This is a genomic window from Halorubrum lacusprofundi ATCC 49239, assembly GCF_000022205.1.
GTDB lineage: Archaea > Halobacteriota > Halobacteria > Halobacteriales > Haloferacaceae > Halorubrum > Halorubrum lacusprofundi.
The window spans coordinates 307,947-328,525 of sequence record NC_012029.1 but is presented as its reverse complement, the minus strand read 5'-3'; the positions used below and the strand labels follow the sequence as shown (position 1 = coordinate 328,525).

22 protein-coding genes and 1 pseudogene are annotated in these 20,579 nt (G+C 66.3%); 11 read left to right on the top strand and 12 right to left on the bottom strand.

The genetic code is table 11. The features are described from left to right. Nucleotides 1-40 precede the first annotated feature (40 nt). Nucleotides 41-400 (bottom strand): PadR family transcriptional regulator, encoded by a 360-nt coding sequence (locus HLAC_RS01500; protein WP_012659550.1) that lies wholly within the window; start codon nt 398-400, stop codon nt 41-43. 440 nt (nt 401-840) lie between these two features. On the opposite strand from HLAC_RS01500, the gene HLAC_RS01495 reads away from it, so the two are divergent. Further along, nucleotides 841-1,374, top strand: a complete 534-nt coding sequence (locus tag HLAC_RS01495; RefSeq protein WP_012659549.1) for an inorganic diphosphatase — start codon at nt 841-843, stop codon at nt 1,372-1,374. Nucleotides 1,375-1,539: 165 nt separating this feature from the next. Further along, nucleotides 1,540-1,680 carry a hypothetical protein gene (locus HLAC_RS19155; protein ID WP_012659548.1) on the top strand — a complete coding sequence of 47 codons (141 nt, stop codon included), beginning with the start codon at nt 1,540-1,542 and terminating at the stop codon, nt 1,678-1,680. Nucleotides 1,681-1,685: 5 nt separating this feature from the next. On the opposite strand, the gene HLAC_RS01490 is transcribed toward HLAC_RS19155, so the two are convergent. Together HLAC_RS01490 and HLAC_RS01485 are read right to left on the bottom strand one after the other, a co-directional pair. Beyond that, nucleotides 1,686-2,483 (bottom strand): helix-turn-helix transcriptional regulator, encoded by a 798-nt coding sequence (locus tag HLAC_RS01490; protein ID WP_049933627.1) that lies wholly within the window; start codon nt 2,481-2,483, stop codon nt 1,686-1,688. Between the two features lie 96 nt (nt 2,484-2,579). Then, the gene (locus HLAC_RS01485; RefSeq protein WP_012659546.1) at nt 2,580-2,828 is read right to left on the bottom strand and encodes a hypothetical protein; all 249 of its coding nucleotides are present in this window, start codon (nt 2,826-2,828) and stop codon (nt 2,580-2,582) included. A gap of 209 nt (nt 2,829-3,037) precedes the next feature. Between HLAC_RS01485 and HLAC_RS19780 the strand changes: the two genes are divergently transcribed. Beyond that, nucleotides 3,038-3,169, top strand: coding sequence for a DUF7503 family protein (locus HLAC_RS19780; protein ID WP_012659545.1), 132 nt, complete (start codon nt 3,038-3,040; stop codon nt 3,167-3,169). On the opposite strand, the gene HLAC_RS01480 is transcribed toward HLAC_RS19780, so the two are convergent. Then, the gene (locus HLAC_RS01480; RefSeq protein ID WP_012659544.1) at nt 3,147-5,279 is read right to left on the bottom strand and encodes a caspase family protein; all 2,133 of its coding nucleotides are present in this window, start codon (nt 5,277-5,279) and stop codon (nt 3,147-3,149) included. The genes HLAC_RS19780 and HLAC_RS01480 overlap by 23 nt on opposite strands. 156 nt (nt 5,280-5,435) lie before the next feature. Here HLAC_RS01480 and HLAC_RS01475 point away from each other — a divergent pair, with 156 nt between their 5' ends. The 3 genes and pseudogenes from HLAC_RS01475 (at nt 5,436) to HLAC_RS01465 (ending at nt 8,596) form a co-directional block, all read left to right on the top strand. Next, nucleotides 5,436-6,392 carry a succinylglutamate desuccinylase/aspartoacylase family protein gene (locus tag HLAC_RS01475; RefSeq protein WP_012659543.1) on the top strand — a complete coding sequence of 319 codons (957 nt, stop codon included), beginning with the start codon at nt 5,436-5,438 and terminating at the stop codon, nt 6,390-6,392. Next, a pseudogene (locus HLAC_RS01470) lies at nt 6,392-7,603 on the top strand (pyridoxal-phosphate dependent enzyme). Before HLAC_RS01475 ends, HLAC_RS01470 begins: the two are co-directional and overlap by 1 nt. A gap of 63 nt (nt 7,604-7,666) precedes the next feature. Then, entirely contained in the window at nt 7,667-8,596 is a 930-nt protein-coding gene (locus tag HLAC_RS01465) for a ketopantoate reductase family protein (protein ID WP_012659542.1), read from the top strand. A gap of 51 nt (nt 8,597-8,647) precedes the next feature. Here the strand turns inward: HLAC_RS01465 and HLAC_RS01460 are convergent, their stop codons facing one another. Then, nucleotides 8,648-8,869: a DUF7556 family protein gene (locus HLAC_RS01460; protein WP_012659541.1), complete on the bottom strand. Its 222-nt coding sequence runs from the start codon at nt 8,867-8,869 to the stop codon at nt 8,648-8,650. A 300-nt stretch (nt 8,870-9,169) separates the two neighbouring features. Here HLAC_RS01460 and HLAC_RS01455 point away from each other — a divergent pair, with 300 nt between their 5' ends. From HLAC_RS01455 to HLAC_RS01445, 3 genes are read left to right on the top strand one after another with little or no spacing between them, the layout of a single operon-like run. After that, the gene (locus HLAC_RS01455) at nt 9,170-10,018 is read left to right on the top strand and encodes a CBS domain-containing protein (RefSeq protein WP_012659540.1); all 849 of its coding nucleotides are present in this window, start codon (nt 9,170-9,172) and stop codon (nt 10,016-10,018) included. Beyond that, complete coding sequence (glyS, locus tag HLAC_RS01450; RefSeq protein ID WP_012659539.1) at nt 10,019-11,803, top strand: glycine--tRNA ligase; 1,785 nt, start codon at nt 10,019-10,021, stop codon at nt 11,801-11,803. It abuts the gene before it with no gap. Nucleotides 11,804-11,806: 3 nt separating this feature from the next. Further along, entirely contained in the window at nt 11,807-12,433 is a 627-nt protein-coding gene (locus HLAC_RS01445; protein WP_012659538.1) for a hypothetical protein, read from the top strand. Nucleotides 12,434-12,813: 380 nt separating this feature from the next. On the opposite strand, the gene cysS is transcribed toward HLAC_RS01445, so the two are convergent. The 4 genes from cysS to HLAC_RS01425 all read right to left on the bottom strand — a co-directional run bounded on the left by cysS (nt 12,814) and on the right by HLAC_RS01425 (nt 17,973). After that, the gene (cysS, locus tag HLAC_RS01440) at nt 12,814-14,307 is read right to left on the bottom strand and encodes a cysteine--tRNA ligase (RefSeq protein WP_012659537.1); all 1,494 of its coding nucleotides are present in this window, start codon (nt 14,305-14,307) and stop codon (nt 12,814-12,816) included. An 89-nt stretch (nt 14,308-14,396) separates the two neighbouring features. Next, on the bottom strand, nt 14,397-14,777 hold the full coding sequence (locus tag HLAC_RS01435; RefSeq protein WP_012659536.1) for a hypothetical protein: 381 nt from the start codon (nt 14,775-14,777) through the stop codon (nt 14,397-14,399). 473 nt (nt 14,778-15,250) lie between these two features. Next, the gene (gene ilvA / locus HLAC_RS01430) at nt 15,251-16,513 is read right to left on the bottom strand and encodes a threonine ammonia-lyase (RefSeq protein WP_049933626.1); all 1,263 of its coding nucleotides are present in this window, start codon (nt 16,511-16,513) and stop codon (nt 15,251-15,253) included. 62 nt (nt 16,514-16,575) lie between these two features. Continuing rightward, nucleotides 16,576-17,973 carry a cryptochrome/photolyase family protein gene (locus HLAC_RS01425; protein ID WP_012659534.1) on the bottom strand — a complete coding sequence of 466 codons (1,398 nt, stop codon included), beginning with the start codon at nt 17,971-17,973 and terminating at the stop codon, nt 16,576-16,578. 146 nt (nt 17,974-18,119) lie between these two features. Between HLAC_RS01425 and HLAC_RS01420 the strand changes: the two genes are divergently transcribed. Further along, the gene (locus HLAC_RS01420; protein ID WP_012659533.1) at nt 18,120-18,497 is read left to right on the top strand and encodes a hypothetical protein; all 378 of its coding nucleotides are present in this window, start codon (nt 18,120-18,122) and stop codon (nt 18,495-18,497) included. A 41-nt stretch (nt 18,498-18,538) separates the two neighbouring features. On the opposite strand, the gene HLAC_RS01415 is transcribed toward HLAC_RS01420, so the two are convergent. Next, a complete protein-coding gene (locus tag HLAC_RS01415) occupies nt 18,539-18,928 on the bottom strand; it encodes a DUF6276 family protein (protein WP_049933113.1) in 390 nt (129 codons plus the stop codon). On the opposite strand from HLAC_RS01415, the gene HLAC_RS19775 reads away from it, so the two are divergent. Beyond that, the gene (locus HLAC_RS19775; protein WP_272931181.1) at nt 18,927-19,061 is read left to right on the top strand and encodes a hypothetical protein; all 135 of its coding nucleotides are present in this window, start codon (nt 18,927-18,929) and stop codon (nt 19,059-19,061) included. The genes HLAC_RS01415 and HLAC_RS19775 overlap by 2 nt on opposite strands. Here the strand turns inward: HLAC_RS19775 and HLAC_RS01410 are convergent. Beyond that, complete coding sequence (locus tag HLAC_RS01410; RefSeq protein ID WP_012659531.1) at nt 19,058-20,110, bottom strand: sulfite exporter TauE/SafE family protein; 1,053 nt, start codon at nt 20,108-20,110, stop codon at nt 19,058-19,060. The two genes, HLAC_RS19775 and HLAC_RS01410, sit on opposite strands and share 4 nt — an antisense overlap. Continuing rightward, the gene (locus HLAC_RS19150) at nt 20,100-20,264 is read right to left on the bottom strand and encodes a DUF7512 family protein (RefSeq protein ID WP_012659530.1); all 165 of its coding nucleotides are present in this window, start codon (nt 20,262-20,264) and stop codon (nt 20,100-20,102) included. Before HLAC_RS19150 ends, HLAC_RS01410 begins: the two co-directional genes overlap by 11 nt. Nucleotides 20,265-20,579: the final 315 nt, after the last annotated feature.

The following is a 20,579-nucleotide window of genomic DNA, read 5'->3' as shown; positions in this document are numbered from 1 at the left end:
GTGTCGGTTGCCGCTCGGGACGCCAGCGACGCGGTCGTCGTTACTCGGTGAGGAGCGCGCGGACCTCGTCAGCGCGGGTTTCGTCGGTGACGAACCGGTCGAGAACCCACTCCAGCTGGCCGAGGACGGCGTCGTGGCCCGCCTCGGTGAGCTCGTACTGATTCGTCCGCTTGTCGAGCTCGCTCTTCTCGACGAGCCCGTCCTCGACGAGGTCGTCGAGGTTCGGGTAGAGCCGCCCGTGGTTCACCTCGGAGTCGTAGTACGACTCCAGCTCGCGTTTGATCGCGAGCCCGTACATGGCTTCTTCCGAGAGGATCGCGAGGATATTCTGTTGGAACGCAGTCAGGTCTGACGCCGTCTGCGTCGTTGATTCATCAGTGACTGATTGTGCCTCTGACATAGTTGAGTGGAGGGAACCTGAACTTATAACCTTTCTCAAGATTTACGAACGTTTAAATACCCCATCGAGAAGAAAACCGGCGAATCACGGCTTTACCGGTGAGAGCGAGTCGGAACACGCTGATCCGGGTGAACTTCGCAATCGAACGATCTCCGATCATGACTGTAGATGCGTGACAAATCATCGACTGAACCGGGTCGTTCAGACCGGATGTGTCATCCGATCTATCGGTGTTTCTCGCCGAGAGCGGTGCCATCCGGGAGGACACAAACGGACGCGCTGAAGCGGTACCGAACCGCAAATCTCGGGCGTTCGACGGAACTGAACCAGAAATCCCGGGCGTTCGACGGTGCCGAACCGGAACGCGGGAACGTTCGACGGCACCGGTCGCGGCAGGAACCCGAAAAGACTTTGCGAGCCATGGACGGAGTACACCCCACATGGTCAATCTCTGGGAAGATCTCGAGACGGGACCGAACGCGCCAGACGAGATCTACGCGGTCGTAGAGTGTCTCAAAGGTGAGCGGAACAAGTACGAGTACGACAAGGACATCCCGAGCGTCGTCCTCGACCGGGTGCTCCACTCGAACGTCCACTACCCGTACGACTACGGCTTCATCCCGCAGTCGTACTACGACGACGAGGACCCCTTCGACGTGATGGTGCTCGTCGAAGACCAGACGTTCCCCGGCTGCGTGATCGAAGCCCGTCCCGTCGCACTGATGAAGATGGACGACGACGGCGAGCAGGACGACAAGGTGATCGCGGTGCCCACCGAGGACCCGCGGTTCGACCACATCGAGGACCTGTCAGACCTCCCCCAGCAGACGCTCGACGAGATAGACGAGTTCTTCTCGACGTACAAGAACCTCGAGGCAGGCAAGGAGGTCGAGACTCTCGGATGGGAGGACAAGCAGGCCGCGAGGGACGCGATCGAACACGCGCAGGATCTGTACGACGAGGAATTCCAGTAATCCGAACGAGGACCCGAGACGGCGCCGACGCCCCCGCCCACCGTCAACGCGCCGGCACTGACCTCACCGCGGCGAATAACTCCCGGACATACCCATCCGCACCGCGGATGCGTTATGCCTATGAGTAATTTTTAGGGGATGGGTCGCCTACGCGTTGGTAGAGCCATGAGTGCACACAGCCAGCCGTCCGTCGGCATCGATCACCCGACGGTCGTCCCTGCCAACTTCGAGGCCGAAGACGACGCCGACGACCACGCAGGCGTGGCGGACGACGAACGGGCGGACGACGGACGGGCGGAACGGTAGCCGACTCAAGTGTTCTCGACGACCCCGGAGAGGCACTGAGCCTCGGCGACGAACGACTCGAATTTGTCGTCGACCCAGTCGACCACTCCCGAGTCCGTCGATTCAAGCACGCATCGGGGGTTGTTTCTGCTGTCGTAGGCGGTCACGCACGCGAGATCGTCGTACCGGAAGACCCCGTATTCGATCGGTTCGGGGGAGACGTACACCGTCGCGCCGTCGTCGTGGAGCGCCCGATCGGTCGCCGGGCCGAACTCCGCGATCGATTCCTCGACCACGTCGCGGTCGATAACGAGTTCGACCTCAGCGCCCGCGTCGAGCGCCTCTGCCGCGGCATTGTTGAACTGCTGGATGACGACGGGCGAGACGGCGCGGATTTCCGAGCCGCTCCCCTCGCGTAGCAGTTCGGTGAGTCGGTCGACGGCGGCGAGGGGGTTCCGGTCGGCCGCGACGGTCAACTCTCCGGTGTCGAGCGCCGAGGGAGGGAAATCGGCGCCGACGCGTTCGAGGTCGGCGGCGAACTGTCCGTACCGATCGGCGAGCTCAACCTCGTCGAGCAACTCCTCGTACGCGTCGTGAACCCGTTTCCCGGTCGGGGTCACGTGGTAGGCCGCGCCGCGCTTGACGACCCAGTCCCGCTCGCGGAACCCGGAGAGGATGCGCTGGATCGTCGTCCGCGTCGCGTCGACCGCAGCCGTGAGACTCGCCGGACGCCGCGGTTCGCTCCGAAGCGCTCGGAGCATCGCGACCCGGACGGGGGATCCGGCGAGGTACTGTACGCCGTCGTGTCCGTCGTCGGCCGTCATCGTCTGAGCCATGTGTACGGAGACCGCACTGTTAACCGTACCGCGTTCCACCGCGGGAGAGCGGTTCAGGCGGCGCCGATCAGCCCCGCAACCCGTTCACGGCTGGTACCGGAACGAGACGACGGTGCCGATGGTGTCCTCGCCGTCGATGGCCTCGGTGGTGACGGTCGCGGCGACGACCGCGTCCGCGCCGAGCGCCTCTTCGATCACCGCGGTGAGCGCGTCGGGGTCGGCACCCTGCTGGAGCACCGGTACCCGGACCTGCTTCCGGTTGACGGCGACGTCGCCGAGGTCGTAGTCGGTGTGCTCGAACGCGTCACGGAGCGTCGCGTCGATGTCAATCATGACCCTACCTCCGTCGGGGAGGCGGAAAAAACGGTGGGGCGGAGCCCCAAGACCGGATTCGCGACGCTCGCCGTCGGGGTGACGAAGCGATCGAGCAGGAAGGCGTTGGGTGACGGCCAATTAATTTACTATTTTTAAGCATTTAAATATCTAAAAACAGTTGTCGCAAAACGGCTTTGATGTTAATATCACGCGATATTCTGTGTAATATGCACGAAAGTGTTGCAGACTACGTGGCAGAGCACCCCAAGATGGCCGGCGTCCTGTTCACCGCGCTTCTCCTGCTGACGCAGGCGGCGCCCGCGGCGGCGAACCAAGCTACCTCTGTTGCAGGGCCCTGAGTCGCGCAGGCTCGTCGTTCCAAATTAAGTCGTCATTAAAGAAGATCGGAGTATTTTCGAGATCAAGGAAATAGTCAATTTCTTCCATTTTTATATCTGATATGTGTATCTGAAAGGGAATAACGTGCTCACATTCATCTTTTTCTAGGTTTAAGTTACTCATAGTTCCGACGCCATACGGACCGTTGGGGTAGCCCTCAGCGACCAGATCCCAGCTATTGGACTCATTTATACCCAAATTGAGAACAAGTGCGATTCCACTCCGACTATGACAGATCGTCGTCCCGCCGTCGCCGACGACGATGTACTGGTGGCCGGTGATCAGCTCTCGCTTCGCGACGTAAAGCGCGGCACGAAGGTTGAACCCACTGTTCATCAGGCGAGCGATGATCCGGCCGAGCTGGGTCGCCGGCGAGTTCGCCACGTCGGAGAGGGTGACGATGCCGCCGCGGGAGCCGCGGTGGACCAAGGCCTCGCCCTGCTGGTATGATTGGCAGGCGTTGAGCAGGAAGGCGCTGACGCCGACGTCGAGGTCCTCGGCCGTGAGATCGAGGTAGTCGTCGGTACACTGCATTCCGCGGTCGTCGACGTGGCCGATGTAGTGGAGGAAGTCGACGTCGGACTGGAGCGTCTCGCGCATCTCCTCGCGGGTGAGGTCGTGGCGCACTTCGATGTCGAACTGGACCATGTCGCGGAGGCCGTATAAGTCCGCGACCTCGCCCTCCTCGCGCATCTGCTCGTCGTTACAGACGACGAGCACGGAGATTCGCGACTGCTCGACCGCGCCGGCCTCCAGTCGCCGGTGGTACGCGTCGAGGGTGGCCTTGTTGGCGTCGAGCGGGACGCCGGCGCCGACCCACGCGTGCTCGACCGTGTCGACGGGTTCGGGTCGCACGAAGTCGGTGTCGGCCGCCACCGCGCCGCGGTCCGCCGAGGCGTCGGCGCCGCGAGTAGGTTCGGTCCCGGCGGTACTCCGAACGAACTCGTCTCGATCGAGCGACGCCGTGTCGGCACGCGGAGCGCGGAAGAACCCGAGCCCATCGCCCCCACTGGCCATCGCGGGGGTCACCGTCTCCGGAGACCGGACGATCGACAGCTCGCCGGCGACGAACGGGAGCAGCTCCACGTTCTCGGGGTCGGGGCGCACGTCGGTCGTTAATGTCCACTGGGGAAGCTCCGGCTCGACGCGCTCGAACGGAACCGCGAGGTACTCGCCGAGTCGCTCCGCCAGCGGGAGGTCGTACAACCGGCCCCAGTCGAGGTCGAGGTCGGTGGTCTCGCGCTCGTGGAGATCGACCGGGTAGAACCCCTCCGTGCGCGCGAGACAGTCAAAGTGGAACGCCTGTCGGAGCACCTCACCGGTCCGCCGTTCGAAGTCGGGCTCCAAAGGGTGCGTCCAGCCGTCGCCCTCGATCCGGGGAGGATCGCCGGGGACCACGTCGGCGGCGAAGTAGTACGCGAGCGAGACCACCGGGTAGAGGTAGCGGTACTCCGGAGGGACGACGATCCGAATGCCGGAGTCGACCGGTTCGACTCGGTCGGGGACGCGGAACTCCTCGCCCGGCTCGATCAGCGGTGGGTGCCCGCGAAGGGTGGGGAACGACCGCTCCGGGCTCGTCGTCTGGAGAGCGGAGCCGAGTAGCGACACGGCGTCCATCAGCGACTCGGGGTCGGTCGGGGTCTCGATCGTCCCTGCGGGAACTTGGTGGAGCGACCGGAACCCGAGCGTGACCTCTGCGGGGGCGTCGAGGTCGATCCGGGTCGTCCGCTCCGTCGTCGACACGGAGAACGGCGACGCGAACGCGAGGTACAGCTTCGTCGGGGCGGGGTCGATCCCGACGTGGTACGTCCCCGCGGGCATCGCGTAGGAGTCGCCGCGGGTGAGCAGCGTGCCGTCGCCGCAGCGGGTCTCGACAACAGCGACGCGAGGGATCTCGATGGCCCCGGTCTCGACGGTCACGCTCGCGTCGACCGGGAAGTAGTGGGCGTCCTCGGGGCTCGCGGCCGGCTCGACCGGTCGGTCGGTGTACACCTCGAACTGCGTGTTCTCGATGTGGTCCGTGACGGTGAGCCCGGCCGCGTCGGACAGCGGGTCGATGTCGATGCTCATGGGGGAAGACCGCGTTCGGTCGGCAGCGGGGTCGCCGCGGCGGCGGTGCGCCGCGGCCGTCGTTACCGACATCTAGAGCGATGCGGCGATAAAGGTTGTGTCGGGGGATCGCCGCGGACCGAACGGATAAAGGGCCGCCCGGCCCACATTCGCGTAATGATTACGCTTGGAACGGCTCGCGCCCCGCCGGGCGAGACGGACACGGGCCGTCTCGAGGTTGGTGAGACGCGGGACGGGAGTCCCGTCCGGCTGCCGGTAGCAGTCATCAACGGCGCCGAGGACGGCGAGACGCTGTACCTGCAGGCAGTCAGCGACGGTGACGAGCTCAACGGGCTCGGCGTCGTCAACCGCGTCGTTCCCCGACTCGATCCGGCGGAGCTGTCGGGGACCGTTCTCGTCGTCGGCGTCGTCAACTACTTCGCGTTTCAGGTCGCGGAACACCGGAATCCGATCGACGACCGGAAAATGAACCGCGGGTATCCCGGCAACGAGGGCGGGACGACGAGCGAACGGATCGCCCACGCGACGTTCCAGGCCGCAAAGCAGGCGGACCTCATTCTAGACCTCCATCAGGGGTCGACCAGCCGGATGATAAACGAGACGCGGGTGCGCTGCGGGGTCCGCCACCACCTCCACGGCGACTGCTTAGAGCTGGCGAAGGCCTTCGGCTGTGGCCACGTCCTCGACATCAAGGGGCCGGACGGACAGCTCGCGCGCGCCGGCCCGGAACACGGTATCCCGACCGTCGACCCCGAACTCGGCGGCTGCGTCGGATGGGACGAGGAGTCGATCCGGTACGGGGTCGAGGGCGTGTTCAACGTGCTCCGCCATTACGGCTTCCTCGACGGCGACATCGAGCTCGAACGACAGGTCAGGGCGCGCGGCTTCGATCAGTACGGGTCGCCAGCCGGCGGGCTGGTCCGGTTCGAGCGAGAACTCGGCGAGCGCGTCTCGACCGGCGACCTCCTCTACGAGGTGACCGACGTGTTCGGTGAGTTGAAAGCCCGGGTGACCGCCGACGACGACGGCGTCTTCTGGCGCACGCGACGGCTCCCGCAGGTCGCCGCCGGCGAGTACGTCTGTTCGGTCGGCACCAACGTCGACAAATACTGATGGTCGGCGACCGGGACCCGGCTCGCAACCTCGTCTGTCCCGCGTGCGGCGCGACCGTGCGGGACCGATGGCGTTGCGAGTGCGGTGCCCCGCTGGAGTTCGCCGATCCGGCGATCCCGGAGGAGGGAGATCGCGACGCGATAGACGCTCGCAACGGACTCTGGGCGTTCGAGTCGTTCCTCGCCGTCGGCGACGATCCGGCCGACCGGGTGACGCTCGGCGAGGGGATGACGCCGCTGGTCGACGCGGACGCGAAGGCGGATGGGGACGACTCGCCCGACGCCGACGACTGGAACGCCGCGTTCAAGCTGGAGTACGTCTTCCCAACCGGCTAGTTTAAGGACCGCGGCGCGACGACGACGCTCACGCGGGCTCGTGAACTGGGCGTCGAGCGCGTCGTCGAGGACTCCTCCGGCAACGCCGGCGCCGCGATCGCGACGTACGCCGCGCGCGCCGGGATCGACGCCGCGGTGTACGTCCCGGCCGACGTCAAAGATTCGAAGCTCCGCGCGATCCGCCGAGCCGGCGCCGAGCCGGTCCGGATCGAGGGGTCCCGCGCGGACGTGACCGAGGCGTGCGTGGCCGCGCTCGGCGAGGGCGACGGGGGTGGCGGGGGCGGCAGGGGCGGCAGGGGCGGACGAAAAGGCGATTCCGCCGACTCCGCGTGGTACGCCAGCCACGCGTGGAATCCGGCGTTCTTCGAGGGGACCGCCACCGTCGCCTACGAGATCGCGTTCCAGCGCGACTGGGAGGCCCCCGACGCGGTCGTGACCCCGCTCGGCCACGGCACCCTGTTTCTCGGCGCCTACCGGGGGTTCCGTCGGCTGAAGCGCGCGGGCTGGATCGACGAGGTTCCGCGGCTGTTCGGCGCGCAGGCGGCCGGGATCGCGCCGATCGTCCGCGAGCTCCACGGTGCGGACGCGGCCGACCCCGAGAGGCGCGTCAACGCGGCCGCCGACGGGATCCAGATCGCCGAGCCGGTCCGGAAGCGGGAGATCTTCGATGCCATCGCCGACACCGACGGCGACGCCCTCGCGGTCACGCAGGCAGCGACCGATTGGGAGCTCGACCGACTCCACGCCGCGGGCTTTTACACCGAGCCGACCTGCGCCGTCGCGCCGGCAGCGCTGCGTGAACTCCGCGAGCGCGGGGTCCTCGCGCCCAACGACGACGTGGTCGTTCCCCTGACCGGGAGCGGACTGAAGGGCTGAGCGCGTCGTTCGATCGACCGCTTTACCGTCATCTCTTTTCAGTCTCATCCCGTAGAGAGGCGTATGGAAGTCCTCGTCTACGGCGCAGGCGCGCTCGGGAGCCTCGTCGGGGGGTTGCTGGCGCGGGTCCACGAGGTCACGCTCGTCGGGCGCGACCCGCACATGCGACGGATCCGCGAGGACGGGCTCCGGATCGACGGCGAGATCGAGGCTCACGTCCGCCCCCGTGCGCTCACCGACGGGACACACCGGTCGGCCGACCTCGCGGTGGTCACGACGAAGGCGTACGACACGGACGCGGCCGCGCGGGCGCTCGCGACCGGCGAGTACGACGCGGTCTGCTCGCTTCAGAACGGGTTCACGGAGGAGCGGCTGGTCGCGGCGCTCGACCCAACCGTGCTCGCGGGCACCGCGAGCTACGGCGCCCGGTTCATCGAGCCCGGCCGGGTGACCTGCACCGGCGTCGGCGAGGTCGTCGTCGGGGCGCTCTCGGGGGGCGACGATCCCCTCGCGAAGCGCGTCGGGAGCGCGTTCGACGAGGCGGAGATCGAGACGACCGTCGCCACGGACATGCCCCGGCGCCGGTACGAGAAGCTCGCGGTCAACGCGGGTATCAACGGTCCCTCGGCGCTCGCGCGGCTCTCGAACGGGGCGACCCTCGACGGGCCGGGTGGCGAGGCGGCCCGCGAGGCGGCCCGCGAGGTCGCGCGGGTTGCGCGGGCCGACGGGGTCACGCTCGACGAGGACGCGGCGGTCGACGCCGTCGAGCGCGTCGCCGCCGACACCGCTGCCAACCGGTCGTCGATGTGCGAAGACGTCGCCGCCGACCGCCGGACCGAGGTCGACGCGATCTACGGCGCAGCGATCGATCGCGCCGATCGGTTCGGGGTGCCGGTGCCGACGTGCCGGGCGATCGCGTCGCTGATCCGGGCGTGGGAGGTCGGAATCGGGGTTCGTCCGGGAGAAGACACTACAAAGGCGAGCGAGGAGTGAGAGCTGGCGGAAAAACGGTCGGAGCGAAATTGAGCGTCTTCTACAGCGGATTCAACACCACTCTTCGAGGACGGTGGCGTCGGTCTCGTCGACCGAGACCCACGCGTTCTCCCGGGAGACGTCAGCGATCACGAGTTCCGATCGCGACGACGAGGAGTCAATGGACGCCATGATGTCCGGCGAGTCCGTGGCGTCAAGGACCGGATCTGTCGGCAGCGCCGTCCGACGGTGATCGGGGTCCGGCTCGTCCCATGGGGTGGAACTCCGTGACATGATTGTGAATTGCTCACAGTACGTATAAGCGTTCCGGACCGAGATCGTCCGCCGTCGGCAGATCAGTGGTCTGAGGAAATAATCGGGGACGAGAGCCTGTGTCCGTCGTCGATCATAGGGTAATTACTGGATTGGGGCGTCGATCTTACGGACTAATTGTTTCGTTGTCATTGTTCCCGAGACGGGCCGGCGAGAGTCCCGCCCATCTGGCGAGGTACCCGTGCTTCTGGGCTGTTCGCCGCCGACTCCTCGTGAACCACCTTCGCAGTATACAAGAGGTGGCACGGAGTAAGACGGTGCATGAACGTATCAGACGCCATGACGCCGCGTTCGGATCTCGTCGTCGTCGAGATCCCGGGGAGCCGGAACGACGTGTTGGAGTACATCCAGGAGTTCGGCTTCTCGTCGGTGCCGGTCGTGAAAGACGTCGACGGCGACGAGGTGTACCGCGGGCTCGTCTCCCGCAACGACCTGATCGAGCAGCCGGACGAAGACCAGCTCGCGCTGCTGATGCGCGAGGTGCCGACGGTTGACGCCGACGACGCGATCGGCGACGCCGCCGCCACGATGGTCGCCGAGGACTCGCGCCGGCTCCCGGTCGTCGACGGCGACCGACTCGTCGGCATTCTCACCGTCACCGACGTGGTTCGGGCCATCGCTCGCGGCGAAATCGACGGCGACACCGAGGTCGGCGGGCTCGCGACACGCGCGGTCAACGCGACCTACACGGAGACCCCGCTGTCGGTCGCCGAGCGCGAGATCGGGCTGGCGAACGTTCCCTACGCCGTGGTACTCGACGATGACGCCGGACTCGCCGGCATCCTCACCGAGGTCGACGTACTGGCGGTCGCCCGCGTCGTCGAGGGCGAGGCCAGCACGGGCGACTCCATCGCCGAACAGGACTCTGAGTGGTCGTGGGAGGGAATCAAGGCGACCGGTGCCCGCTACCTCCCGACCCGCAACGTGGAGCTGCCCGTGGGGCCGGTCCACCACTTCATGACCGCGGACCTCGTCACGGTCAGCGACACACGGACCGCGAAGGAGGTCGCGAAGGAACTCATCAGCAACGACATCGAGCAGGTGCCGCTGGTCAACGGCACCGACCTCGACGGCATCGTGCGCGACGTGGACCTGCTGGAGGGCTTATAAATGGCGTCCGAGGAGATCGGCGAGCTGGCGAAGCGGCGCGGGTTCTTCTTCGGCTCGAACGGTGCGTACGGCGGCACCGCCGGATTCTACACCTTCGGTCCGCAGGGCGCGGCGCTGAAGAAGAACGTCGAGGACGCGTGGCGCGACCGGTTCACCATCCGAGAGGGGAACCGCGAGATCGAGGCCCCGACGATCATGCCGGAAGCCGTCTTCGAGGCGTCCGGCCACCTAGAGGGGTTCGACGACATGCTCGTCGAGTGTCCCGAGTGCGGCGAGTCCCACCGCGCCGACCACCTCGTCGAGGCGGTCACAGAGATCGAGGACGCCGAGGCGCTGCCCGGGTCGGAAGTCGAGGAGCTCATCGCCGACAACGACATCGCCTGCCCGTCCTGTGGCACCCCGCTTGCGGGCGTGACGGTCGAGGACTTCAACCTCATGTTCGCGACCGACATCGGTCCCGGCGACGGCCAGCCCGGCTACCTGCGGCCGGAGACGGCACAAGGTATCTTCGTGGAGTTCCCGCGGCTGAAGGAGTACGCCCGCGGGAACCTCCCGTTCGGGATCACCCAGATCGGTCCGGCCTACCGCAACGAGATCTCGCCGCGCGGCGGGCTCCTCCGGCTGCGTGAGTTCACGCAGGCGGAACTGGAGCAGTTCATCGACCCCGAAGAGGACGAGCCGCCGCTGGACCGCGTGCGCGACGTGTCGGTCCGGCTGTACCCCGCGACCGAACAGCAGGCCGAGGACGGCGAGTACGTCGAGACCACGATCGGCGAGGCGGTCGACGAGGAGATCATCGGCTCCCCGTGGGTCGGCTACTACCTCGGCGTCGCGAAGGAGTGGTACGACCGGATCGGCGTCGACCTCGACCGCTTCCGGTTCCGCCAGCACCTCGCGGGCGAGCGCGCCCACTACGCGTCCGACTGCTGGGATGCGGAGAGCGAAGTCGACGGCGACTGGATCGAGATCGCGGGCTTCTCGTACCGCGCCGACTACGACCTCTCGAAACACGACGAGTACGGCGACGACGCGTTCACCGTGTTCAAGCGCTACGACGAGCCGAAGACGGTCGAGCGCGCAACCGTCGACCCCGACATGTCCGTGCTCGGCCCCGAATTCGGCGGGGACGCCGCCGCGGTCGCCGAGGCCCTCGAAACCCTCGCCGAGCGCGATCCCGACGCGTTCGACAGCGAGACGGTGTCGGTCGAGGTGAACGGCGACGACCAGACCGTCGACACCGACGTGGCGAACTTCTCGGTCGAGACGGTGACCGAGAACGGCGAGCACCTCACGCCGCACGTCGTCGAACCGTCCTTCGGCGTGGGCCGGACAGTCCAGACCCTGCTGGCGCACGCCTACAGCGAGGACGAGGTCGACGGCGAGGAGCGAACGTACCTCTCCTTAGAGCCCGAGGTCGCGCCGCAGGACGCCGCCGTCTTCCCGCTCGTGACCAACGACGACCGGCTCACCGAGCTGGCCGACCGCGTCGCAGCCGACCTCCGCGAGGCGGGGGTGGCGGTCGCGTACGACGACTCCGGCTCGATCGGGCGGCGCTATCGCCGCCAAGACGAGATCGGGACTCCGTTCTGCGTCACGATCGACCGCGACGGGATCGAGGGCGACGGCCCAGAGACGGTGACCGTCCGCGAGCGCGACTCCGCGGTGCAGGTCCGGGTCCCGGCCGAAGAGCTGGCCACGGAGCTGACCGCGCTCCGCACCGGCGGCGAGTTCGACGCGCTGGTGGACCGTTACGAGACAGTCGCGACCGACGTCGAGACCAACTGACCCGTGCCCCTTCCGGCGGCGGAGTGGCGGGCCGAGGTGGAGTTCGAGCGACGGCTGGTCCACTCCGGAGGGACCCTCTACCCGGTACCGTATCTGCTCGGCTGGTTCACGTGGACGGAGACGCGATACTTCCTCGTGGCCGCGCTCGCCGTCGTCCTTACGCTGGAGTTCCTCCGGCTCGTCGTCGGGTTTGACCACGCCCTCTACCAAAAGCTCATTCGGGAGTACGAGACGGACTCGATCGCCGGCTACGCGCTGTACCAGGTGAGCATGACCGGCGTGGTCCTCCTCTTGAATCCGACGCTCGCGATCCCCGCGATGTGGATGCTGTCGCTCGGTGACCCCGTCAGCGGCGCGCTCGGGGACAACGACGCGACCGAGGCGAAGCGCCCCGCCGCGTGGATCGCGATGTTCCTCGTCAGTCTCTCGTTGGCGCTCCTCTTCACCGTGCCGGCGTTCGGGACCGGCGTCGGCATCGCCGTCGCGCTCGCCGGCGCGGTCCTCGCGGCGATCGCCGACGGGCTCCCGCCGATCATCCGCGGCGTCGCCGTCGACGACAACCTCACCATCCCGCCCGCCGCGGCTGGTGGCATGCTCCTCGCGGTCACGGTGTTGGGGGTAGGCGTTTGAGAGGACCATAGAAAAACCGAACCGCGGTGGCGCGTGCCTCCGAGTGGCCGCTTATAAGCGGTCACGACGAGCGCGTGCGAGGTCGACGGCGATGCAACGAGCGGGTGCACGGAAGTCGCAGCCCGCGTAACGACGCAAGCAGGAACAGGGCGAGACCGGAGGTCTTGCTTGCTCACGCGGTGAAATCGCGTGACCGTCTTCCAGTGGTGCTGTGCGGTGCGGGTGGGACTCAAAGGGCCCGCCTCCCGGCTGGGGCTTCGGCGGCGTTCACCGAGTCGTCGTCAACTACTTATAAGCGATCGACCGTCTCATCAGAACCGACTACGTCGCAGTCCCCCGAGATCGAGAACGCTGCTCCCAACAGAACCCGAGTATGCACGCTACTCAAACCGGTACGTCGCCCCGTCCGGCCCGTCCTCGATCTCGACGCCGACCTCACGGAGCGCGTCCCGGAGTTCGTCGGCGCGCTCGTAGTTGCCGGCCTCGCGTTCGGCCTCGCGCACGTCCAGAACGAGGTCGACCAGCTCGCCGGCCAGATCCACGTCGCCGTCGGTCGTCGACTCGAACTGGAGGCCCAACACGTCGCCAGCGAGGTTTTCGAACGCCTCGACCGCCTCGCGGAGGCCGCGGTAGTCGTAGGCGGACTCGGTATCGCCATCCTCCACGTCGTCCACGTGCCGGTTCACCGCGTCAGTGAGATCCAGCAGCGCCGCGGTCGCCTCCCGGAGGTTCAGGTCGTCGTTCATCGCGGTCGCGAGGTCGTCACGAGCGGTTTCGACGGCCCCGCGAAGCTCCTCGTCCTCGGCCTTCGCGCGGGCCTCGGTGGAGTCGAGCGCCTCGACGGCGCGGTCGTAGGTGCGCGAGAGCCGCTCCCAGCGCTCCTCGGCCTCCGCGATCGTCTCCTCGGTGAGCGCCTGCTCGGAGCGGTAAGCCGCCCCGGCGTAGAAGGTGCGGATCACGTTGACGCCGAGTTCGTCGAGGGCGTCCGGTACGGTCCAGAAGTTGCCGATCGAGGAGGACATCTTCTCGCCCTCCATCGCGAGCAGGCCGACGTGGAGCCAGTGGCGCGCGAACGTCTCGCCGGTGGCCGCCTCCGACTGTGCGATCTCGTTTTCGTGGTGCGGGAAGACCAGATCGCGTCCACCCATATGGATATCGAGCGTGTCGCCGAGATGCGTCGTCGACATCGCCGAGCACTCGACGTGCCATCCGGGTCGCCCTTCGCTCCACGGGGAGTTCCAGATTTCGCCAGAGGGGGTCTCGTCACCGTGGTCGTGCTTCGCGTGTTCGCGCGCGGCGGTCTCGCTCACGCCGTCGGCCTTCCACAGCGCGAAGTCCGACGGGTTGCGCTTCTCCGACCGCTCGTCGGGCTCGCCCTGCGCTTCGAGGTCTTGGACGTTCTGGTTCGAGAGCTTCCCGTAGTCGTCGAACGCGGTCACGTCGAAGTAGACGGAGCCGTTCGACTCGTAGGCGTACCCCTTCTCGATCAGCGTCTCGACGAGGTCGACGATCTCCGGGACGTGCTCGGTGACGCGGGGGTACACCTCGGCGCGCAACAGGTTTAGCCCGCGCATCGCGTCGAAGGTGGTCGCGGTGAACGTCTCGGCCACGTCGCGCTCGTCGGTCCACGCGTCGCGCTCGCCGATGCGGGCCGTGATCTTCTCGTTGACGTCGGTGACGTTCTCGACGTGGCGCACGTCGTAGCCGACGTGGTCGAGCCAGCGGTGGAGGACATCGGCGTGGAACCACAGGCGGGCGTGTCCGAGGTGGGGGTCGTCCGACACCGTCAGGCCGCAGACGTACAGCGTGACGTCGCCGTCGGCCGTGAACTCGACGCGCTCGTCTGCCAGGGTGTCGGTAACGACGAGACTCATTACCGGCTCGTACCTCCGGAGAGCCTTTTAAACCGTCGGATCGAGTAGACTGAAGCTGTCCGTTATCCTGTGTTGTATCTCAGAAGAAATCAGAGAAAGAGCGTTATCCCGACTTGGATCGCTGCGTATCCAAGTACCATCACGACAATGTGCTTGATCAGCAGTCCCGGGATGTTGTTCGGGATCTCGTTCCATTGCTCTGCAATTCCGGGCCCTTCCGACTCTACTGTCGCCGATGTCGTCCCGCTGTTTTCGAATATGTTCTCACCGAACATCTGCTCTAACTCGGCGTCCTGTCTGTCCATCATCGCCTCGAACTCGTTGTAATCGTCGAACCGATTTTTGGTCTGGCTGACATAGGATGACGAACAGTCACACGCGCCCGCAATCTCCTGATTTGTTGCATTCGGACTTTCCCACCACGTGAGGAGAATGTCTCGTTGCAGATCCGTTTTGGAACTATTACCCATATTTGCGATAATTCACTTTTCCTTGATAGTATTTTCTACAAAAGAATATGGCCGAGAATAGTAGTTGACTGGATCGATTGGGTACCCCGCTAAATTACGAATTGTCTGGTTATATATGGCCAACGACGGCACAGCGAACACTTCCAAATCCCCAGCCGCTCGCTTATAAGTATCTGACCTCGATCCGTCGGTCAAGGCCTCCAAAGCCCCAGCCACGAGGACTCACGCGACTCGCTGTGCGCTTCAGTCGCTCACTTCGTTCGCTCCTTCCAGTGCTTGCGTCGTCGAGCGTCGTCCTCGCGGCTGCCCCTTTGAGTCCCACCCGACCGCAACCGCAGCCTCACGCCTCCCCAGCCTCGTCGGTCCGGCGCTTATAAGCGCCGGACCGACTCCCTCGTGCGGGCTGCTCGCGCCGATGGGCGCTCGCAGCCTCACGCCACCGCAGTTCAGTTATAAGTCAACGACGCCGTTCCTCACCCTTCCTGCGTCGTCCACTCCACCTCGTAGCCCGCCTCGCGCACCGCCTTCAGGACCCGATCGACGTGGGCCGGCCCGTTGGTCTCCACCTCGAACACGAGGTCGGCGTCGCCGACCGGCAGGTCCGGCCGGCTGCGCTCGTGGCGCACCGTCCGGATGTTCGCGCGCTCCGCGCCGATCAGGGTGGATATCTCGCCCATCGTCCCGGGCGTGTCGTCGATCCGGACGGCAAGTTCGATCAGTTGGTCACGTTCCACGAGGGCGTGCGTCACCACCTCCTTCAGCGTCGTGACGTCGATGTTGCCGCCACAGAGCAGCGGCACCACCGTCTCGCCGGCCAGATCGAGCTCGTCGAGAGCGTCGTCATTTAAAAGGGTGGCCGCCGCGGTCGCGCCCGCGCCCTCGATCATCTGTTTCGCGCGCTCCAAGAGGAGCAGAATCGCGGCGGCCACGTCGTCGTCGCTCACGACGACCACGTCGTCGAGGTGCTCTTTCAACAGGCCGAAGGTGAGCTCGCTCAGCCCGCCGGTCGCGATCCCGTCCGCGATGGTGTCCGGCTCCTCGCGCGTCACGAGTTCGCCGGCCGCGAGGCTCTCCGAGAGCGTCGAGGCGCCCTCGGTCTGGACCCCGATCACCCGCGTCTCGGGCGAGCGCGCTTTGATCGCGGTCGCGACCCCGCCTGCCAGCCCGCCGCCCCCGACCGGGACGAGCACGGTGTCCACGTCTGGCACTTGGTCGAGCACCTCCAGCCCGAGCGTTCCCTGCCCGGCGACCACGTCCGGATCGTCGAACGCGTGGACGAACCGCGTTCCGGGGTCGTCGATCAGCGTCTGCGCGTGCGCCATCGCCTCCGGGAACGCGCTCCCGCGGAGCACGACCTCGGCGCCGTACCCGCGGGTCGCCTCGATCTTCGCTGCCGGCGCCGACTCCGGCATCACGATCGTCGCGTCGATCCCGGTGCCCGACGCCGCCAGGGCGACCCCCTGCGCGTGGTTGCCCGCGCTCGCGGCCACGACCCGGTCGAGCTCGGACTCATCGGCTCGTTCCGCCGCCTGCTCAACTGCCCGCGAGATCGCGTTATACGCACCGCGCGTTTTAAACGAGCCGGTGCGCTGGAGGTGTTCCATCTTCAGGCGCACGTCGGCGCCGCACCGCTCGCTCAGCGACCGGCTGCGCTCGACGGGCGTGCGCTGGACGATCGCCGCCGGTTCGAGCCGGGCCGCGGCGGCCTCGACGTCCGCGATCGTGACGGAGGACATGAGCGCGGTGTTCTCGGGGATCCCAGAAAAGGACTCGGTTGCGGAACGGAGTCGGATCGGTTTCACCGCTTCCCGAGCGCTTCCTCGAACACCCGCTGCGCCCGCTCGTACCCCTCGTTCCGGTCGACGATCGGATGCGGGTACTCCGGCGCCAGCGTCTCGCGCTCGACCCGCGAGAGAGTCGGCCAGTCGACTATCTCCTCGGCGGGCACGTCTCGCAGTTCGGGGACGTATTCTTTCACAAACGTCGCGTCAGCGTCGTACTTCGCCATCTGTGCCACCGGATCGAAGATGCGCACATCCACCGAATCGGTGCCGGTGGAGGCGGTCCACTGCCACGCGCCGTGGTTCGAGGCGTGGTCGTGGTCGATCAGCTGTGTGGTGAAGTAGCGCGCCCCGCGCCGCCAGTCGATCAGGAGGTGTTTCGTGAGAAAGCTCGCGACCACCTGTCGCGGGCGGTTGTGGACGTACCCCTCCGCGTTCAGCTGGCGCATCCCGGCGTCGACGAGCGGGTAGCCGGTCTCGCCGCGCGTCCACGCCTCGAACGCCGTGTCGTCCTCGCGCCACGCGATCTCGTTCGGGAACGATTTGTAGTTCGCGACGGCCAGATCGGGGGTGTAGTACAGCAGGTGGTACATCTGCTCGCGCCACGACAGCTCGTCGCGGTACTTGTCGACGTTGCGGCGCTCGTCGCCCGTCGCCGCCTCGAACGCGTCGGTCGCGTCCGCCCACATCTCCCGGATCCCGATCGCCCCCGTTGCGAGGTACGGCGACATTCGCGAGACCGCGTGCGTCGGCGCCTCGACGGCCCGGGCAAGGTCGTCGCGCGTGTCGGCGTACGACCGGATTCCGTGTTCGAGGAAGCCGTCGAACCGCTCGCGTGCGGCCCGGTAGCCGGTCGCCGGCAGGTCGATGTCGGGGTCGATGTCGGGGTCAATCTCAGAGACCGTTTTTTCGTCGCGCATGTTCACGAGCGCGTCCGCGTCTGGTTCCGGGGACGGCTCGGGCTTAGGGACGGTCTCCCACTCATCGTGAAATCGACCGTGATTCGCGTAGCGCTCCTCCAGCCGGCCGGGATCGACTAACACGGCATCGGTCCGTGCATTCGTTTCGACACCGAAGCCCTCGAGCGCCCCCTCGACGGCCCGCTGGCGGTTCCGCCTCGCGGGACGGTAGTACTCGTTGTAGAAGACCGCCTCCGCGTCGTACTCGTCGGCGAGATCGACGAGGACCTTCTCCGGGTCGCCCGCGCGGACGACGAGGTCGCTTCCGAACTCTCGGTAGCGCTCCTTCAGTCGCTTTACGTGTCGGAGGAAGAAGGCCCGCTGGCGTGCACCCATCGTCCCGAACAGGTCGGTGTCGTAGACGAAGACGGGGACGACGGTCCCCGTCCGTGCGGCCGCCGCGAGTCCGACGTTGTCCCGGGTGCGCGGATCGCGTCGGTGCCAAAATAGCTGCATGCGATCGGTACGGATTCTACCGGCTACTGTCCTTCGGCCGGCCGGATCGCGGACATCCGACCGCGGGCTCGCATGAGGACGAGCACGGCCGCGCTCCACCCGAAATCCACCCGTGCGCTTAAGCCGAAGAGCCCGAAGCGGGAGATATGCAACCGCTCGTCGCCGTCATCCTCGTCGGCGTCCCGCTCGCGTGGCTCGTCGTCTTCGCGGCCTACGCGTACCTCGACGCGCCGAATCACGGGATGGACCGCCGGAAATGGGCGCTCATCTGCTTTTTCGTCCCGCTTTTCGGCTTCTTCGCGTACGTGTTCGAGCGCGGCGAGCGCGACTACGACCCGTCCGAGGACCCCTACGCGCAGGGAAGCGACGCGCGTACGGCCGGATTTGCGGTCCACGAGCGGCGGCGCGGGGAGAAGGGGCTCGGTCCGGCCGGGACCGAGGCGGACGACGCTGACGAAGGCGAAGACGAAGCGGAAGACGAGTGGAACGACCCGGACGGGATCGATATCGACGACGACGGCTGAGACGAGGAGAGAGCCGACTGAGCCGACGGCCGTCGAAACGGCTACACCATGTCGAGCAGCGCCGACCGCCGTCGTTCGAGGTCGAACGCGGCATCGGGAACGTCGAGCCGCTCGAAGAAGGCGAAGGCGTCCGCCCCCGACCGCTCCGCGTGCTCGACAAGCGCCTCGATCGACGCCCGGTTGAGCGCGAGCGACTCGAGGTGACCGCAGGCGAGCGCGAGCGCGACACCCCCCTCGCCCGCGGGGAACGCGGGATCGATCGCCGAGAGATCGGGGGCGTCCTCGATCGCTCCGACGGCGCCGGCTTCGGCGGCAGGGAACGTCCGGAGACAGCGGGTGCATATCGCAGTCTCCGCTGCCGGGGCGTGGTCCCGAATCGCGGCCGGGACCGCGAACGCGACGACGTCGGCGTCACAGCGAGGACAGGACATGTTCGGAACGACGACCGTGACGGGTATGAATGTGGCCGTCGGCCGCACCGTCGGTGAGTTGGTCATCGCGTGCGGTCCGTCGGTGCAGTCGCGCGGCGGCGAAGTTGTCCGGCTGCCGGCGAACGCGAATTAGTCGGCCGTAGCGGACACGTGATTACGAGTCGCCCGGAGCGACCGAAGCGTGGTGAAGACGATCGCCGCGGCCACGACGACCGCAGCGCCGATAACGAGAACGAGTCCCAGCGTCTCCAAGGTCTCGTTTCCGAGGTACGTCCCGATTTCGCCGATGCCGACCGCGACGGAGCCGGCGAGCAGCATGCCGCCGAAATACACCTTGATGTCGTCGGCATCGACGACGGCGGTCGCCGCCGAGCCGATGCGGGCACCGAGTGCGCTCCCGAACAGAAGCGGGACGACGATACCGAGATCCACGCCGCCGCTCTGCCCGTACAGGTAGCTCCCGATCCCGCCGGAGAACACGATCTCGAAGAGGTCGGTTCCGACGGCGACCGGCGTGGGGACGCCGATCGCGTAGATCATCGCCGGCATCCTGATGAACCCGCCGCCGACGCCGAGGAATCCCGAGAGTATTCCCGTCGAGAAGGCGACGGCGGTGATCACCCACACCGAAACGCGGATGTCACCGCGGAGCGTGACCATCGGCGGGATCCGGACGGTCTGTTGAATCTTCTTGGCGATGTCGGGGATCTCGTACTCACTCAGATCCTCGGCGGCGGCCGCGTCGTGGTCGATGCCGCCACCGCCGTCGCTTGCGAGTGATTCGCGCGTAATCATCAGCCCGATACCGCCGAGCAGGAACACGTAGACCACACTGATGATCCCGTCGGCGAGCCCGAGCTCCTCCAAGTAGAACACGCTGGCTCGGCCGACCTCGATTCCGACGGTCGTCCCCGCGATCATGATCGCCCCGAGCTTGTAATCGACCTGTCCGAGGTCGTGGTGCTTTAGCGTCGCGATCACTGCCGTCCCGAAGACGAACGCCATCCCACTTCCGACGGCGACGGTGGCCGGATACCCCAACATCAACAGAGCGGGCGTCACGAGGAAGGAGCCTCCCATACCGAAGAAGCCGAAGAGAAGTCCGACGACGAGCCCGAACCCGACGAAAAGTGCCAGCATCTCCGGCGAACTGTCGAGGATCCCTGTCAGGCTACTGAGCATCGGTCGACCCTCCGACGAGCAACTTCATGAGACGAGGACCCACGATCCGTTCGAGCCCCGCGTATCCAACGTAAAGCAAGACTGCTTCCATCAGGATCGTCCCGATCAGAATCGCCGTCTCCGGATCCCACGTGGGAATCTCTAGTCCTGACATCACTCTGCCCTCCGATCACTGCGAACAGTAATTTTGGCTTTGCACATTTCTGCTCACTACTCTCTATCCCGTTCGTAGGTAAAACAGTTGTGTCTTAAACGCACAATTCTATATCTCCGTAACCTTCACCCGACCATGGATAACTTATGAGTGAGTTTTCAATCGTCAACCCGTCCGACGGTTGAGTTATGATCCGCGTCGGCTGTGTAGCCTCAAAGTGCGTACTGGTCCCTCGATAGCCGCCGAATTGAAGGTTTTCTCTCAGGTGTCGACACGCAAAGAACGGAAAGATACCGTACTGATTTCTCCGACTGA